The sequence below is a fragment of the Mesorhizobium sp. Mes31 genome (genome assembly GCF_024519675.1).
Classification (GTDB): Bacteria; Pseudomonadota; Alphaproteobacteria; order Rhizobiales; family Rhizobiaceae; genus Mesorhizobium.
This window is the reverse complement of the sequence record NZ_JALJRL010000007.1, coordinates 261,717-276,972: the sequence shown is the minus strand read 5'-3', so window position 1 is coordinate 276,972 and position 15,256 is coordinate 261,717. Positions and strand designations below refer to the sequence as shown.

Sequence of the window (15,256 nt, the reverse complement as noted above, 5' to 3'; positions counted from 1 at the left end):
CTGATGCATGTCGCCCAAAAGTGTTCAGCGGTTTTGGGACAACGACATGCACAAAACAAAAAACCTGAAGTGCCCGGCTTATCGGCCCATGGCCTGAAAAAATCAAACGAAATTGCTTCACCGATCAATGAGCGTTAGTAATGGATCATGAGTGTCCAACGCCGCCTTTTGCCCAACATCAGCGCCCTTGCCGCCTTCGAGGCGGTGGCCCGTCTTGGCAGTTTCACCGCTGCCGCCCAGGAGCTCGATCTGACCCAGGGCGCGGTCAGCCGGCAAATAAGATTGCTGGAGGATCAATTCGGCCGCCGGCTGTTCGAGCGCGACAGCCGCAATGTCAGGCTGTCGGCACCGGGTGAAATCTATGCCGAGGCGGTGCGTTCAGCGCTGGGCCAGTTGCGTGACGCAGCGCTTGGATTGATGAGCAATCGGCATAGTGGCATCCTGAACCTGGCCATACTGCCGACCTTCGGCACGCGCTGGCTGATGCCGATGATCCCCGATTTCGTCGAAAACAACCCTGATATCACCATCAACTTCGTCACGCGCGTTGGCCGCTTCGACTTCGCCCGAGAGCGGCTGGATGCCGCCATCCACTATGGGCTGCCGGATTGGCCGGAGGCCGACTCGACGCTGCTGGTGCGCGAAACGGTGGCGCCCGTGGTGTCACCCGAATTCCTCGCCGGCCGCGCCATCGCCACCCCGGCCGATATCGGCCGCTTGCCGCTGCTGCACATGGCGACGCGCCCCGGCGCCTGGACCGAATGGTTCGAGCATCAGGGCCTCAGCGCGCCGACGGGGCCGGGCATGCAGTTCGAACAGTTCGGCACCGCCGCCCAGGCCTGCATGGCGGGGCTCGGCGTGGCGCTGTTGCCGCTGATCCTCATAGCGGGCGAATTGCAGCGCGGCCAGCTGGTGCCGGCGCCCGGCCAGCCCATGCAAAGCCGCAGCGCCTATTATCTCGTCGTCCCGCACGACAAGCGCGGCCATCCGCCCGTCGCCAGTTTTCGCGACTGGCTGCTGGGCCAGGTCGAGAAAGAGCCGGCTGTTCTGGCGTGGTAGCTACTTCCGCTTCAAGGCATCCGCCAATGCCGCGCCGAACGCACCTTGTTGCGCCGGCCGCTCCGGCTGGCGCTGTGGCGCCGGCGAACGCGGCGCCGGCCTGCCGCCGCCATTGTCGCGCGGCCCGCCTTTCGGTGCGCCGCCTTCGCCGCCGTCCTTGCGCATCGACAGGGCGATGCGCTTGCGCTTGATGTCGACGTCGACGACGCGCACCTTGACCACGTCGCCAGCCTTGACCACCTCATGCGCGTCCTTGATGAAACGGTCGGCGAGTTGCGAGACATGCACCAGCCCATCCTGGTGCACGCCGATATCGACGAAGGCGCCGAAGGCGGCGACATTGGTGACGGTGCCTTCCAGCAGCATGCCAGGCTTCAGATCCTTGATGTCGTCGATGCCGTCGGCGAAGGTCGCCGTCTTGAAGCCGGGGCGCGGATCGCGGCCCGGCTTTTCCAGCTCCGCCAGGATGTCGCGCACCGTCGGCAGGCCGAAACGCTCATCGACGAAGACACGCGGGTCGAGCGCCTTCAGCGCGGCACTGTCGCCCATCAACGAGCGCACATCGCGCCCACAGGCGGCGACGATCTTCTTGGCCACGCCATAGGCCTCCGGATGAACCGACGAGGCGTCCAGCGGCTCCGGGCCATTGGCAATGCGCAGGAAGCCGGCGGATTGTTCGAACGCGCGCGGCCCGAGGCGCGGCACCTTGAGCAGGTCCTTCCGGCTGGCGAAGGGACCAGTCGCATCGCGATGCGCGACAATGGCATCGGCCAGCGACGCGCCAAGGCCCGAAACCCGCGCCAGCAACGGCGCCGAAGCGGTGTTGAGGTCGACGCCGACGGCATTGACCGCGTCCTCGACCACCGCCTCCAGTGAACGGCCGAGCCGGTACTGGTCGACATCATGCTGGTACTGGCCGACACCGATCGATTTGGGCTCGATCTTGACCAGTTCGGCCAGCGGGTCCTGCAGCCGCCGCGCGATCGACACGGCACCGCGCAGCGACACGTCGAGACCAGGGAATTCCGCCGCCGCCGTCGCCGATGCCGAATAGACCGAGGCGCCCGCTTCGCTGACGATCACCTTCAGTGGCTTCGGCCCTGAATCCGACGGCATGTCGGACAGCATGTCCGCCACCAGCTTTTCCGTCTCGCGGCTGCCAGTGCCGTTGCCGATCGAGATCAGCTCGACCTTGTGCAGGCGAATGAGCTTGGCCAGTTCGGCCTGCGTGCCGCGCACATCGTTCTTCGGCGGAAACGGATAGACCGTCGTCGTTGTCAGCACCTTGCCGGTACCGTCCACCACGGCGACCTTGACGCCGGTGCGGATGCCGGGATCCAGCCCCATCGTGGCACGCGAACCGGCGGGCGCGGCGAGCAGCAGATCCTTGAGGTTGCGGGCGAAGACGTGGATCGCTTCCTCCTCGGCCCGCTCGCGCAGGTCGCGCATCAGATCGAGCGTCAGGTGCAGCGACAGTTTGATCCGCCAGGTCCAACCGGCGACCTCCATCAACCAGCGATCTCCCGGCAGGCTGCCACCGATGGCATAGGCATTGGCGATCATTCGCTCGACCGGCTTGACCGGCGAGGCGTCATCGGCATCGACCTCGATGTCGAGCGACAGCACTTCCTCGTTGCGGCCGCGCAGCATGGCCAGCGCCCGGTGGCTTGGCACATTTGCCCAGCGCTCGACATGGTCGAAATAGTCGGAGAACTTCGCGCCGGCCTCCTGCTTGCCGTCGACCACCCTGGCGCGCATGAAGGCGCGTTCCTTCATGTAGGTCCGCAATTTGCCGACCAGGTCGGCGTTCTCGGCGAATTGTTCCGACAGGATATCGCGCGCGCCCTCAAGCGCCGCCTTGGCGTCGGCCACCTCCTCGGTGACATAGCCCAGCGCCAGTTCGGCAGGCACCAACGCGCGGTTCGCGAGGATGGCTTCGGCCAATGGTCCCAGCCCACGCTCCCTGGCGATTTCGGCCTTGGTGCGCCGCTTCGGCTTGTAGGGCAGGTAGATGTCTTCCAGCTCCGCCTTGGTGGTGGCGGCGATGATCTTGCCTTCAAGCTCCGTGGTCAGCTTGCCCTGCTCGCGGATGGAGCCAAGGATGGTGTCGCGGCGCGCGTCGAGTTCGCGCAGATAGACAAGACGCTCGGAAAGCAGCCGCAACTGCGTGTCGTCCAGACCGCCGGTCACCTCCTTGCGGTAACGCGCCACGAACGGCACCGTCGCGCCCTCGTCGAGCAGTTCGATCGCCGCGGCTGCCTGTTCTGGCCGCGCGGCGATCTCGGCCGCGATGATGGCTGCGATGCGCTTGATGTCGGATGCCATGTCGTTCCTGCTCTCGTCGAAAAGAGCGGCGACCATAGGCGCAGACTTCCAGTCCGCCAACCGCCGCGTTTCCAGCAGCCCGGCGGTCCACAGGAAAGCGCGGGCTGATTGGCGGCTTGGGGAGGATCAGACCATCCGGCTCAGCGCCTCGAAGAACGCGACGATCTCGACATCGAGCGGATCGTCGACCGGCTCCGGCTGCGACGACATCTTGGCGATCACCACTTCGGCCTTCGGATCGACATAGAGCCATTGGCCATGGATGCCAAGGCCGAAGAAGGCACCGCTTGTCCCACCGGTCTGGTACCATTTGTTGCGGTAGCGTCCTTGCGGCAGAAGGAAGGCCATCGTGCCGCGCTGCCAGGCTTCGGAACTGCCGCCAGAGCTGGTCGTATCGCGCACCCAGGTCTCCGGCACGATGCGCTGGCCATTGGCGATGCCGCCTTGTCGCATCATTTCGCCGACACGGGCCAGATCGCGCGGCGTCACCGAAATGCCGCCGGCGGTACGCGCCGTGCCTTCCATGTCGACGCCGATCGAGGCTTCGCTGATGGCGCCGAGCGGCAGCCACAGCTTCTCGCGCATCAGGTCGCTGAAGCGCTGGCCGGACGCCCGCTCGAGCAGGATGCCGAGCAGGTCGGAATTGGGCGAGCGGTAGCGGAAGGTCTGGCCATGCGGCTCGGCCAGCCGCTGCAGCGTCAGGATGAATTCGCGCAGGCTTTCCGTGCCGCCGCCTGGATTCCACAGCGTGGCGCGGCGATAGCGGGCAAAGGCGCTTTCCGGGTCCAGATAGGCTTCCTCGAAATCGAGGCTGACGCTCATGTCGAGCACATGCCGCACGCTCGCATCGCCATAGGCGTAGCCGGCTGCTTCAGGAATGTAGGCCGTAACCGGCGCTTCCGGGTCGAACACCCCCTCGCCCTCCAGTATGCCGGCGACGATGGCGGTCAGCGATTTGCTGATCGAAAAGATGATGTGGCGTGCGCCGAAATCCATATGCGGCGCGAACCAGTCGCCGACGATCTTGCCGCCCTTCATCACCGTCAGCGCGTCGGTGCTCGATCGTACGAGGAACGCGGCCACCGTCTCGGCGGCGCTTGCCACCGTGACCTTGTCGCCAAGCAGGCCACCCAGATCCCGCACCGGCGCCTCGACAACACCCGGCGCTGCCGCCACGCGTGCTGTCGGCACCAGTTCGCCCAGATTCTGGAACGACCAGCGGTTGAACGGATTTTCACGCCAGTTGGCGAGCAGCACCTCGTTGCGGCGGAAGCCATAGCGGGTCTCGAACGCGGTCTTGCCGGTCATGGCGTTTCCTTCCAGGTCGTTTCTTTTGGGATTCAGCTCAGTGCGGCGGCGATGGCGTGCACGGCCTTCAGCGTCGCCATGGAATAGGCGATATTGCTGAAATCCGGATAGGTCGAAAGCTTGACCACGACCATTCCGGTGTTCCAGTCGATATGGATCATCTGCCCGAACACGCCCCGGCACATCAGCGCGCGCGAGCTGGGATCCTCGATCCAGAACTGGTTGCGATAGCTGCCTTCCGGCAGGCTGGGGCTGAAATCCGGCCCGTGCCTGCCATTGCGCGTCGCCTCGATCCAGTCGGCCGGCACGATGCCGCCGCCATTGTCGAGGATCAGCTGGCCAAAGCGGCCATAGTCGCGCAGCGTCGCGTTGAAGCCGCCATCGGCCACCGCATAGCCGGCGCTGTCGACGGTGAAGCAGGCGCTCTCATCGGTGCCGAGCTTTTGCCAGAGTTCTTCCGAAACCAGCTGCGGCAGACGCTTGCCCGTCACCCGTTCCATGATGAAGGCGAGCACATCGGTTTCGATCGAGCGGTACTCGAACGCGGCACCGTGCGGGCGGATCGTTTCCTTCAAACCCAGGATCAGCTCGAATATGTGCGAAGGCCAGCGGAAGGCCGGATCGCTGCCCGGCGGCACCGGCTTCCAGCCGGTGGCGACATCGACCTGGCCGATGTCGGAATAGCGGTCGGTATACTCCTCGGAGAAACGCACGCCGCTCGTCATGTCGAGCACGTGCTGGACGCTGGCGCCGGCCCAGCCCGTTTCCGCCAGCTCCGGCAGATAGGTCGTCACCGGCTGGGTCGGATCGATCAGGCCGCGGCCGACCAATATGCCGAACACCGAGCCGGTGACGGACTTCGCCATCGACTGCGACAAGTGGAGCGTGCGCTCGCCCATGCCGTTGAAATAGCGCTCATAGGCGACCTTGCCGTGCTTGAGCACCAGGAAGCCGTCGGTGTAGGTCTCGTCGAGCAGCCCGGCGAGTGTCGTTGGCGCGCCTTCACTATCGCTCACCGCCAGCCCGTCGAGATCGACCTCGGCGCGTTCCAAACGGTGGCGATGGCCGTTGCCGCGCCAGACTTCGGCGGTCGGCAGGATTTCGCGGATATGCTGGAACGCCCAGCGGTTCCAGGGCGGCCGGTCCCAGTCGAGCTTCGGCAGCACCATGACGGGCGGCGAGCCCTGCATGATCGGCGGCCGCGGATCGGAATTGCGGTAAGAGTCCATGAAGCCGAGCCCCGGTGAACATGAAAACGGACCCGGCGGCGTCTACCGCCGGGTCCGTCGAAATGCAGTTACTTCTGCAGTTCGGTCCAGATCTTGGTGTAGATGTCCTGGATTTCCGGAGCACACATCTGCTGCAACTCGGCATGCGGCTTGTCGGCTGCCGGAATGACGACTTCCGGTGCGTCCTTCATGTCGGCAGGCATGTACTTGTCCGAGCCGACGATGGCGTTAGCGTAGCGGTGGAAAGCCGAGAGACCTGCTGCGTTTTCCGGATCCATGATGAAGTTCTGGAACAGCTTGGCGTTCTCGACATTCTTGGCTTCCTTGAGAACGACCACATTGTCGCTCCACAGGCCAAAGCCTTCTTTCGGATAATTGTAGTGGATGGCCGGGTTGGCCAGCCGCTGACGCAGCGCCGAGCCGTTCCAGTCGCTGGTCGCCTTGAAATCGCCGGCGCCCATCTTCTCGATGGTGTTGTACTCCATCGCGATCCAGTTCGGCTTGGCCGCGACAAGCGTGTCGCGTACCTTCTTCAGCACGTCCTTGTCGGTGGTGCACTGCTGGCCGCCGACATACTTGATCGCCGCGAAGATAACGTCGTTCATTTCGGGAACGACGTTGACCTTGCCCTTCAACTCATCCGGGGTGTTGAAGATGATGCCCCAGCTGTCGGCCGGTCCCTTGTAGGCGTCGGTGTTGACGACGACACCGACAGTGCCCAGGGCCCACGGCACCGAATATTTGCGGCCCGGGTCGAAATCGGGATTGGCCCATTCCGGCGCCACGTTCTTGAAGTTCTCCATCTTGCCCGGATCTGTCTCCTGGACGAGGCCTTCCTTGATCCAGATCGGCACGTAGGTCTGTGACGGAACCGCGATGTCGAAACCGGTGCCGCCCTGGCGAACCTTGGCGAGTGCGGTGTCGTTGGAATCGTAGTCGGTGATGGTCACCTTGACGTTGTATTTCGCTTCGAACTTCTTGATCACGTCGGGGCTGGTGTAGTTGCCCCAATTGTAGATGTTCAGTTCGCCATCGGCGCGAGCCAGGCTCGTCGATGCGAGCAGCGCCAACCCCATGGCGGTCGCTGTTGTCTTCCAGTTCATGGTGTTAACTCCCATTTTCAGATTTAGTCTCGTTTCCTGCTGATGAAGAAGAACAACGTCACGATAGCGACCGACAAGAGCAGGAACACGGTCGATATCGCGTTTATCTCAGGTGTTATGCCGCGGCGTATCTGGCCGAGCATGTAGGTGGGCAGCGTATCCTGGCCTCCCGACTTGACGAATTCGGTGATGACAACATCGTCGAGCGAAATAACGAAAGCCAGCATCAGGCCGGCCAGAATACCGGGCCACAGCAGTGGCAGCGTGATGCGCCTGAAGGTCCGCCACGGCGTCGCGTAGAGGTCGGCGGCGGCACGCTCCAGCGTCAGGTCCATGTTTTCAAGACGCGCCCGGATCGGCAGATAGGCGAACGGGATGCAAAAAGCCGTGTGCGCAGCGATCAGGTAGCCGAGGCCGGAATAGCCGGTGAAGATCTTGATGCGCGAGAAGAAGATCAGCAGCGCCACGCCGGTGACGATCTCGGGCACCATCAGCGGTTGGTTGATCGCCGCGTATTTGAACGTCAGGCCCGGATAGGGCGCCGTACGTGTCGTGGCGAGCGCGGCCATGGTGGCGAAAATGGTGGAGAATATCGCCGCGATGGCACCGATCTGGAAGGAACGCAGGGTCGCATCGATGACCTGCGTGTTCTGCCACGCCGACTGGAACCATTTGAGCGAGAAGCCACCCCATTCCGATGTCGATGTCGCTGCGTTGAAGGCGTAGACGACCAGCACTATGATCGGCAGATAGAGCACGATAAAGCAGGTCGCGGCGATCGCGGTGAATCCCGGCTGATGCTTGATGGAAAAGCGATTAGCCATGACGCACCCCCGACTTGCCAGCGTTGCGCACATAGGCAAGCAGCGCCACCATGACGATGATCATGACCGCGATCGACAGCGCCGAGCCAAGCGGCCAGTTGCGGCCTTGCCCGAACTGCAATTCGATCAGGTTGGAAAGCATCATGTTCTTGCCGCCGCCAAGCACGCTTGGCGTCACATAGGCGCCAAGTGCTGGAATGAAGACCAGGATGGATCCGGCGATGACGCCGGGTTTGACGAGCGGGAAAATGATCTTCCGAAGCACCTTGAAGCGTGTCGCGTAGAGATCATAACCCGCCTCGACCAGACGGAAATCGAGCTTTTCCATGCTGGCATAGATCGGCAGCACCATCAGCGGCAGATAGACATAGGCCATGCCGATCAGGATCGCCGTGTCGGTGTAGAGGATCTGGATCGGCGACGAGATGATGCCGAGCTTGAGCAGCACCGTGTTGATGATGCCTTCGTTGCGGATGATCTGCAGCACCGCGAAGGTGCGGATCAGAAGGTTGGTCCAGAACGGTATCGTGATCAGGAACAGCCAGAGATCGCGTGTCTTTTCGCTGCGCGTCGCCATGAAATAGGCGGTCGGGAAGCCAAGCGCCAAGGTGGCGATGGTTGTCACCACCGACAGCTTGATCGAGCGCAGGAAGATGGTGACGTGGGCTGCGGCAACGGAAAGCGTATCGTCAAAGATATCGCGTTCCAGAAACACCGCTATCCAGGCCTCCGGTGAGAATTGCCACTTCACGTCGCCATAGGAACCTGGCGTCAGGAACGAATAGACGAGCACGATCAGCAACGGGCCGGTCGCGGCGAGAAAAATGATCAGCAGCGCTGGCGCCGACAAAAGCCAGCGGTCACGAATATCGCGCCGCTCCGCTGCCTTGGCGATTTCCTCTGCGGTCGCCATCGTCAGTCCTTCAAGACCTGAGCGGCATCGCCGCCAATCAGGATGCCGACCTTGCCGCCCTGCACGATCCCATCGCCGGCGCCACGGCTGTTCTGGCGCCGCACGATGAAGTGCTCGCCATCGGCAAGGCGCAGATGGAAATGCGTATCCGTGCCGAGATAGACGATGTTCTCGACCGTGCCCAACAGGGAAGCGTTGGGGCTGGCTGCACTCAATTGCGCATGTTCGGGGCGCACGACGATGGTGACCTTGCCCTTGGGAACGAGGCCATCCGGTAGCGAGGCCGGGATTTCCGCGCCCGATGACAGCTTCACTGTCGCCCGGCTCCCGGACACGCCAACCACATCGGCCTTGAGGAAATTCGACTCGCCGATGAAATCGGCGACGAAGCGTTCGGATGGCCGGTCATAGATGTCGCGCGGCGAGCCGACCTGCAGGATCTTGCCCGACGACATCACCGCGATGCGGTCCGACATCGTCAGCGCTTCTTCCTGGTCATGGGTGACGAAGATGAAGGTGATGCCGGTCTCGTGCTGCAGCCGCTTCAGTTCGATCTGCATCTCCTTGCGCAGCTTGTAGTCGAGCGCCGACAGCGGTTCGTCGAGCAGCAGCACCTTGGGCTGCGGCGCCAGCGCCCGGGCCAGCGCCACACGCTGCTGCTGGCCACCGGAAATCTGGCTGGTACGACGGGACGCCAGCGCCTCCATCTGGACCAGCTTCAGCATCTCGGCGACGCGCGCCTTGATCTCGGCCTTCGGCTTGCCCAGCATTTCCAGGCCAAAGCCGATATTGTCGGCGACGGTCATGTGCGGAAACAGCGCGTAGGACTGGAAGACGGTGTTGACCGGCCGCTTGAAGGGCGGCAGCGGCGCGATGTCCTGGCCGTAGAGCAGGATCTCGCCAGCGGTTGGAAAGTCGAAACCGGCGATCAGCCGCAGCAATGTCGTCTTTCCGCAGCCGGAGGGGCCCAGCAGCGTGAAGAACTCGTTCTCGCGGATAGATACCGAGACCGTGTCGAGGGCGGCAACCTGCCCCTCACCTGATCCGAAAATTTTGCTGACTTTTACTACTTCAATCGCATTCCGATCCGGTTTGTCCGGCACGATTACGCCTCACTGTTGACCCCGCTCTTGCTGGCGGAGCTCTTCCCCTGTTGGATGTGAACACAAGGCCGGTATGTTGGCAAGCCCGGCATTGAATCACAGTTCAGTCAGTCATTTCGGCTGGCAAGCCGCATGCCATTGTCAGGCCTGATAGGTAACCTTGCCGCCGCAGATCGTCGTTACCGGCCGCACCGTGTGCAGTGCCTCCGGCGCGGTCGCTTCCAGATCGGCCGAAAGCACCACCAGATCGGCCATATAGCCCGGCTTCAGCGAGCCCTTGCGGTGCTCGGCGAATTCGGCATAGGCGCCTTCGACCGTATAACCGGCGAGCGCCTCATGCAGCGAGAAGCTCTGGTCCGGGTCGCTGTCTGCCCACCGTTTGCGCAACACTGCCGCCTGAATGCCCAGGATCGGATCGATCGGCGACACCGGCCAGTCCGACGCGAAGACGACATGCGCGCCGGCATCCTTCAAGGTCCGCCATGCATAGCTCAGCGGCCAACGCGCCGGCCCGATGCGCGATACTGTCGGCTCCAGTGGAAAATCCATGGCGCCAGGCGGATGCGGCGGTTGCATTGACGCGACGACGCCGAGTTCGGCGAAACGCGGCACGTCGGTGGTCGTGATGACCTCGATGTGCTCGATCCGGTGGCGGCCGTCGCGCTTGCCGTTCGCCTTCCGCGCAGCCTCATAACCGTCGAGCACCGCGCGCACCGCGCCATCGCCGATCGAATGCACGGCGATCTGCAGCCCGCGTCTGTCGACGGCAACGGCCAGATCGATGAATTGTTGCGGTGTAAAGAGCGGCTCACCCACCCAGTCGGGACGGTCCGCGTAAGGCTCGACCATGACAGCGGTCCAGGAATCGAGCACCCCGTCGTAGAACACCTTGACCATACCCGACGACAGCCATTCGCTGTCGTAGCGCTTGGCCATGTCAGACGCCTTGTCGAGCATGTCGAGTGTCATGAAATTCTTGTAGTGGAAGGGTATCTGCACCCGGCACGGCAACCCTTCCTCGGCCTCGATCTCGGCCAGCAATTCGAGCTGATAGAGGTTGCCGTCCATGTTCTGGATCGAGGTGATGCCGTGGCGAGCGCACCAGGCGAGCCCGCGCCGCATGATGTCACGGTCGGCGGCCCGCTCGGCCGCTGTCGGCATCGGGTCCGGCTCGCCGCCGGTCGCCAGGCCCAGCCGCACCCGGCTTTCGCCGGCAAGGTCGAGCACCGGGCCGAAGGCTTCGCCCTCGCGCAATTCGCCCGCGGCGAGGCCATCATCGCCCATGACGATTTCGTTGCCCGGACCAAGCGTGCGCCCATGCAGGATGCCGGCCATTTCCAGCGCTCTGGTGTTGGCCCACATGGTGTGATGATCGGGCGCGGCCATGACGAAAGGCCGGTCCGGCAGGATCGCGTCGAGATGGTGGCGCGTCACCCTCTCGCTGCCGAGCACGGTGTAGTCGACGCCCTGCCCGACCAGCATTTTCGCATCCGGCCGTGTCGATGCATAGTCGCGGATCGCCTCTTGCAGCGCCTCGAACCCGTGAACGCCCGACAGCTGCAGATGGGCAAGCTCGGCGGCGCCCGAGAAAAGATGCATGTGGGCTTCGATGAAGCCCGGGATCACCGAACCGCCCTCGGCGTCGATGACCTTGGTGCCCGGCCCCTTGAGCACTTCGATTGCAGCACGGCTGCCGATGGCGATGATGGCGCCGTCCTTGACGGCAACGGCCTCGGCGGCGGGATTGTCATCGTCCATGGTCAGCACACGACCATTGATGACGATCAGATCCGCACTACGACCCGCACCCGTGACAGACATCGCGACTCCGCGCTTTTGATGACCGGCTGAGACCGGCAATCCTCTTGTCCGGCTAGCTGCCACCGCCGCGGCGCTATCGGACGAAAAGTGATGCCGGTGCGCTGTTTTGAAATTCCCCTTGTGATCTCCGAAAACAGCGTGGATAAAAGAATGCGACTAATTATTCGCGTTTGTCAACGTGCCGAATTTCGAATGTATTGTGGACAGCACCCTGCTCCTGTGTCCGGACCCAGCGGGGAACGAGGGCATCAATCCGTGAAGCGCAGTCTCAGCCGCAAAACCAGGATAGCGCTCGAACCACGCAAGCAGCCGCGGCAACAACGGTCGAGCAAGGTGGTCGACCGGATTCTCGACGCGGCGCTGATCTTGACGCGGGAGCAAGGAACCAGGACGCCGACGACGCTCGCCATTGCCCAGCGCGCAGGCTTGTCGGTCGGTTCGGTCTACCAATACTTTCCCAACAAGGAAGCCATTCTTCTGGACCTCGCCCGGCGCTGGCTGTCATCCTTTCCCGAGGTGATCGCGAAGCGCATCAAGGTCGCCCCGCCCACCAACCGCGAAGAGTTTCGGCGGGAAGTGCGCAAGCTCTTCATCGACACGTCCAGGCTCTATCTCGAGAACGCCACCCTGATGCCGGTGATCGAGGCTATTTCAGGCAATGCCGACCTCAGGCCGATCCAGAACGAATATGACGACCAGATCATCGCCCTCTACGCCGCATGGCTGCAGCATGTGAACCCGGCTCTTGAAGACAAGATCGCCAGCCGGCTCGGCGTGGTGATGATGGAGGTCGGACACGTCTGCCGGCTTGTGGGGCTGAAAAAAGATCGCAAGACGTTCGACCTCATCGAGGACGACGTGGAAACCATGTGGCTCGCCCTGGTGAGCCCCTATCTCAATCTTGACTGATTTCGCACTTCGAGAGGAAATTTATGAAGACTGTCTATTCACCGCTTCATGCCGGCCATGCCGGGCAGATGGAACTGGTCACGAGCGCCATCGTGCCGGGTTTCGAAAAACCCTCGCGGGCCGAATTCATCAAGGCGCGGGTCGAAAGCGAGAAACTCGGTCCAATCGTCCTGCCGCTCGAGCATGATCTTGCCGCCGCCAGGCGTGTCCACAGGGCCGACTACATCGACTTCCTGCCGACGGTCTGGCCGCAATGGACGGAAGCCGGCTTCAAGGGCTCGGCGATGCCCTTCACCTGGCCGACGCGCGGCCTGCGCGGCGACGTGCCGCCGAAGCGCATCGACGCCCTGCTCGGCTATTACTCCTTCGATGGCGGCGCCACGTTCGTCGAAGGCACCTGGACCGCGATCAAGTCGTCCTATGACGTGGCGCTCACCGCCGCTGGCCTGGTCAAGGGTGGCGAGGCCTCCGCCTTCGCGCTCTGCCGCCCACCCGGCCATCACGCCGGTGCCGGCTTCATGGGCGGCTATTGCTACATCAACAACGCCGCCGTCGCCGCGCAATGGTTCCGCGACCAGGGCGCGGCCCGTGTCTCCATCCTCGATGTCGACTATCACCACGGCAACGGCACGCAGGAAATCTTCTATGACCGCGCCGACGTGCAGGTCATCAACCTGCATGGCGACCCGATGACAGAGTATCCGTTCTTTCTCGGCCATGCCGACGAACACGGCGCCGGCGCGGGTGAAGGCTTCAACATCAACTATCCGATGCCGTTCGGCACCGATTGGGACGCCTGGAACGCCTCGCTGGAGGACGCCTGCGTCAGGCTTGCCGCCTATGCGCCGGACATCGTCGTCGTTTCGCTGGGTGTCGACACCTTCGAAAAGGATCCGATCAGCCAGTTCAAGCTGAAGACATCGGACTATCCCAAGATCGGCCGCCGCATCGCCAAACTTGGGCTGCCGACGCTGTTCGTCATGGAAGGCGGCTATGCCGTCGAGGAGATCGGCATCAACGCCGTCGGCGTGCTGACCGGTTTCGAGGACAAGTAGGAAGCGCCGGGGGCGCAAGCGCCCCCTCGTTTCCAATTAGGCGGCAGCACCTGCGCTCGGCGTGGCCATCGGTGCGGGCGCCTTGCGTGAGCGGCCGAGATAATAGACCGCCGCCGCCGCGATCACACCAGCGGCCAGAATGCCCGCCGCCAGAACCGGCCGATACCAGAACCAGGCAATCGCAATCGTCGTCGTGCCAACCAGGATCGACAGGAAGAAGGCGATGATGCCGGTTCCCATCCGCGCCATGCTGCCAAGGAACGGTATGACGTCGAGGATCACGCCGATCGGGCCGAGGAACAGGGCAAAGCCGATGGTCAGCAGCAGCAGGCCGGCGGCGCGCAGCAGCCACGTGATCAACGTGTTTGCACTGACCGCCTCGGCAAACATCTTGTCGGCCGGGACAGTGCCGGTGTCTACCATCAGCAATTGGTCCCCGGCCACCGTCTGGTAAGGCTCGAACCGGCTACCGGCCTGGCGCGCGACGATGCTGACCACGCCGAGCGGCGCCAGTTCATAACCGATGCGATAGTCGCCCAGCGCCGGCCTTGTCGTGTCAGCCCCGAGATAGATCTTGCCGTCAACGACACTGAGCGGCTTGGTTCCGGTATAGGCGGCCTTTATCGCGGCCGATTTGTCAGGCGACAACGAATACTCCTTGTCGCCCTCGATGCGATCAAGCACCGGCGTATCGAGATCGAAGGCGACGAGCTTGCCCTGTGGAATCTGAAAGGTGCGGCCGTGGATCGTCATCGGCGGATTCTCGTGGCCGTCCGGCTTCTTGAAATCCGACGAATTGATCTGGCTGTCGTCCCACACCTTCGAATAGCTGTAGGTCGTCACCGTGTCTTCGCCGCCGCCCAGCTTCGTGGTGGTCTCCGATTTGGATTCCTCCTTCCACTGATACATCTCGACGCTGCGCGACAGGCGCAGGCCCTGCGCCGCGATGCCGAAATCCGGATCGGACAGGCCGCTGTCCGCCGTCACCGGCCCGCTGACATGCACCAGCTTGCCGTCATTGGCAGCGTCGACGCTGTCGACGCCCACCGAGATCACGGTACCCGCGCCCTCGGCCAGCGAGCGCGCCGTCTGCACCGCGCGGCCCTCGTTCCAGAACAGCCCGATCACCATCAGCACGGTCAGCAGCAGGCCGAAGATGACCCCGCCGACCGCGCGCTTGATCCGCCCGAACCACGAGACGGATGTAACTTCCCGAAATGAATCGCTCATCGTTTCCCCCGAAACCAAAAACTGCCGCCGCTGTGCGCGCCGCCGCCGCGCCACGATCGCGCCGGTCTTGTCGCCCGCGGGCACGGCTGCAAGAGGCGCCCACCTCTTCAGTCGCTCCCGAACCTACCGGAATCGATCAGCCGCCGATATGGCTGGCTTGCAACCAGTACCGGCTTTTCGAGTCCCGGTCTTCGAAAGGCTCGAAAATGGGCCTCTGAGTCGCATGCGAGTCGACGCGATTCGATTTTGTCAAATCGCATTTGATGTCGGATTCATCTGCGGATAGATTAGACCCGAATCAGCCGGTCCTCGGGGGGACGGCGACCACCCAAAGTCTAACGTTCCGGAGTTTTCCGGCGCCAGACGCGGACGGCTTC

General features: G+C 63.2%; 12 protein-coding genes. 3 read left to right on the top strand and 9 right to left on the bottom strand.

Translation table 11 applies throughout. The annotated features are described in order from the left end of the window. Nucleotides 1–147 precede the first annotated feature (147 nt). Nucleotides 148–1,059, top strand: coding sequence for a LysR family transcriptional regulator (locus NR193_RS14920; RefSeq protein ID WP_256751564.1), 912 nt, complete (start codon nt 148–150; stop codon nt 1,057–1,059). Here the strand turns inward: NR193_RS14920 and NR193_RS14915 are convergent, their stop codons facing one another. From NR193_RS14915 to NR193_RS14880, 8 genes are all read right to left on the bottom strand, one after another. Next, entirely contained in the window at nt 1,060–3,384 is a 2,325-nt protein-coding gene (locus NR193_RS14915) for a Tex family protein (protein WP_256751610.1), read from the bottom strand. It lies immediately after the preceding gene. 126 nt (nt 3,385–3,510) lie between these two features. Then, nucleotides 3,511–4,692 carry a serine hydrolase gene (locus NR193_RS14910; RefSeq protein ID WP_256751563.1) on the bottom strand — a complete coding sequence of 394 codons (1,182 nt, stop codon included), beginning with the start codon at nt 4,690–4,692 and terminating at the stop codon, nt 3,511–3,513. 32 nt (nt 4,693–4,724) lie between these two features. Next, complete coding sequence (locus NR193_RS14905; protein ID WP_256751562.1) at nt 4,725–5,921, bottom strand: serine hydrolase; 1,197 nt, start codon at nt 5,919–5,921, stop codon at nt 4,725–4,727. Between the two features lie 68 nt (nt 5,922–5,989). Then, on the bottom strand, nt 5,990–7,024 hold the full coding sequence (locus NR193_RS14900; RefSeq protein ID WP_256751561.1) for an extracellular solute-binding protein: 1,035 nt from the start codon (nt 7,022–7,024) through the stop codon (nt 5,990–5,992). 23 nt (nt 7,025–7,047) lie between these two features. After that, nucleotides 7,048–7,848 carry an ABC transporter permease gene (locus tag NR193_RS14895; RefSeq protein ID WP_256751560.1) on the bottom strand — a complete coding sequence of 267 codons (801 nt, stop codon included), beginning with the start codon at nt 7,846–7,848 and terminating at the stop codon, nt 7,048–7,050. Further along, complete coding sequence (locus tag NR193_RS14890; RefSeq protein WP_256751559.1) at nt 7,841–8,761, bottom strand: ABC transporter permease; 921 nt, start codon at nt 8,759–8,761, stop codon at nt 7,841–7,843. Before NR193_RS14890 ends, NR193_RS14895 begins: the two co-directional genes overlap by 8 nt. Nucleotides 8,762–8,763: 2 nt before the next feature. Next, nucleotides 8,764–9,864 carry an ABC transporter ATP-binding protein gene (locus NR193_RS14885; protein WP_256751558.1) on the bottom strand — a complete coding sequence of 367 codons (1,101 nt, stop codon included), beginning with the start codon at nt 9,862–9,864 and terminating at the stop codon, nt 8,764–8,766. A 141-nt stretch (nt 9,865–10,005) separates the two neighbouring features. Next, entirely contained in the window at nt 10,006–11,685 is a 1,680-nt protein-coding gene (locus NR193_RS14880) for an amidohydrolase (RefSeq protein ID WP_256751557.1), read from the bottom strand. 90 nt (nt 11,686–11,775) lie between these two features. Here NR193_RS14880 and NR193_RS14875 point away from each other — a divergent pair, with 90 nt between their 5' ends. Together NR193_RS14875 and NR193_RS14870 are read left to right on the top strand one after the other, a co-directional pair. Continuing rightward, nucleotides 11,776–12,594 carry a TetR/AcrR family transcriptional regulator gene (locus tag NR193_RS14875; RefSeq protein ID WP_256751556.1) on the top strand — a complete coding sequence of 273 codons (819 nt, stop codon included), beginning with the start codon at nt 11,776–11,778 and terminating at the stop codon, nt 12,592–12,594. 23 nt (nt 12,595–12,617) lie between these two features. After that, nucleotides 12,618–13,649 (top strand): histone deacetylase family protein, encoded by a 1,032-nt coding sequence (locus tag NR193_RS14870; RefSeq protein ID WP_256751555.1) that lies wholly within the window; start codon nt 12,618–12,620, stop codon nt 13,647–13,649. A gap of 36 nt (nt 13,650–13,685) precedes the next feature. Here NR193_RS14870 and NR193_RS14865 read toward each other — a convergent pair whose 3' ends face one another. Then, nucleotides 13,686–14,879, bottom strand: a complete 1,194-nt coding sequence (locus tag NR193_RS14865) for a TMEM43 family protein (RefSeq protein ID WP_256751554.1) — start codon at nt 14,877–14,879, stop codon at nt 13,686–13,688. Between the last annotated feature and the right edge of the window lie 377 nt (nt 14,880–15,256).

Excerpts from the sequence above, each read along its gene's own strand:
- NR193_RS14875 (WP_256751556.1), top strand. The coding sequence starts at position 11,776 with ATGCCGGTGCGCTGTTTTGAAATTCCCCTTGTGATCTCCGAAAACAGC.
- NR193_RS14865 (WP_256751554.1), bottom strand. The coding sequence starts at position 14,879 with ATGAGCGATTCATTTCGGGAAGTTACATCCGTCTCGTGGTTCGGGCGG.
- NR193_RS14910 (WP_256751563.1), bottom strand. The coding sequence starts at position 4,692 with ATGACCGGCAAGACCGCGTTCGAGACCCGCTATGGCTTCCGCCGCAAC.
- NR193_RS14900 (WP_256751561.1), bottom strand. The coding sequence starts at position 7,024 with ATGAACTGGAAGACAACAGCGACCGCCATGGGGTTGGCGCTGCTCGCA.
- NR193_RS14880 (WP_256751557.1), bottom strand. The coding sequence starts at position 11,685 with ATGTCTGTCACGGGTGCGGGTCGTAGTGCGGATCTGATCGTCATCAAT.
- NR193_RS14905 (WP_256751562.1), bottom strand. The coding sequence starts at position 5,921 with ATGGACTCTTACCGCAATTCCGATCCGCGGCCGCCGATCATGCAGGGC.
- NR193_RS14895 (WP_256751560.1), bottom strand. The coding sequence starts at position 7,848 with ATGGCTAATCGCTTTTCCATCAAGCATCAGCCGGGATTCACCGCGATC.
- NR193_RS14890 (WP_256751559.1), bottom strand. The coding sequence starts at position 8,761 with ATGGCGACCGCAGAGGAAATCGCCAAGGCAGCGGAGCGGCGCGATATT.
- NR193_RS14915 (WP_256751610.1), bottom strand. The coding sequence starts at position 3,384 with ATGGCATCCGACATCAAGCGCATCGCAGCCATCATCGCGGCCGAGATC.
- NR193_RS14920 (WP_256751564.1), top strand. The coding sequence starts at position 148 with ATGAGTGTCCAACGCCGCCTTTTGCCCAACATCAGCGCCCTTGCCGCC.
- NR193_RS14870 (WP_256751555.1), top strand. The coding sequence starts at position 12,618 with ATGAAGACTGTCTATTCACCGCTTCATGCCGGCCATGCCGGGCAGATG.